Origin of the sequence: Lacticaseibacillus chiayiensis (assembly GCF_004123795.1) — a bacterium.
In the GTDB taxonomy this organism is placed as follows: Bacteria; Bacillota; Bacilli; order Lactobacillales; family Lactobacillaceae; genus Lacticaseibacillus; species Lacticaseibacillus chiayiensis.
This window is the reverse complement of sequence record NZ_MSSM01000085.1, coordinates 1-847: the sequence shown is the minus strand read 5'-3', so window position 1 is coordinate 847 and position 847 is coordinate 1. Positions and strand designations below refer to the sequence as shown.

At 45.7% G+C, this 847-nt stretch carries 1 protein-coding gene; it reads right to left on the bottom strand.

From position 1 onward, the window contains the following. A partial coding sequence (locus BVJ53_RS14685; RefSeq protein ID WP_137296007.1) for an ABC transporter ATP-binding protein occupies positions 1–629 on the bottom strand: 629 nt, incomplete at its 3' end. Positions 630–847: the final 218 nt, after the last annotated feature.

Sequence of the window (847 nt, the reverse complement as noted above, 5' to 3'; positions counted from 1 at the left end):
AACAATACCACCGCATCACAAATGGCCTGCGCCAACTGCATGATGTGGGTGGAAAAGACAACAACTGAGTCTGCCTTCATCGCAACGATCATCTGTTGCATCTCATGCGCCGCCACCACATCGACGGTTGTCAGCGGTTCGTCAAGCAACAACACCGGCGGCTTCAACATCAACGACACCACAATCTGCAACTTATTGCGCATCCCCTCAGAATAGTCACGCAACAACTTATTCGCATCCGCCTTACCTAGCTCGGCCATATCAAAAAAGTCTGCCGCTTTAACCGTCGTGTGCATGCGTTCAAGCCGGTCACGGTTAATCGCAATAAAATAATCGACGAACTCAACGCCGGTCATGAAGGCAGGCAAATGCGGCTGCGTGTAAACCATGCCGACTGCCGTATCCGAATAATTGGTGATCAGCCCTTGCCCGTCATCTGAATCAACCGCAATCCTGCCGCTATCATATGGCAAGTTGCCCACAATCATGTTAAACAGCGTTGATTTACCAGAACCATTACGGCCCAGCAAACCATAGATCTTGCCTTGCTGAAACGTATAATTAGCGTCCTTAAATAAAACCTGTTGATCAAAAGCCTTATCCAAATGGGCAATCTCAAGCGTTTTCATTCCGCCACCTCCAGTACCACCTGAATTTTTTCTTGAGTATAGCAAATTATTTTCAGGCATACCATTGACAAGACTTCTGACACTAGCCGATAAATAACTACTTTCACCGGTAAAACAACCCAATCGATCACAGGTTGGAAACGTTTAAAAAGCGACAACAGTATCCACCAATGCTAAGCTTGATAAGATGTTATTGGGTGTAAAATACTAAAAGAAAA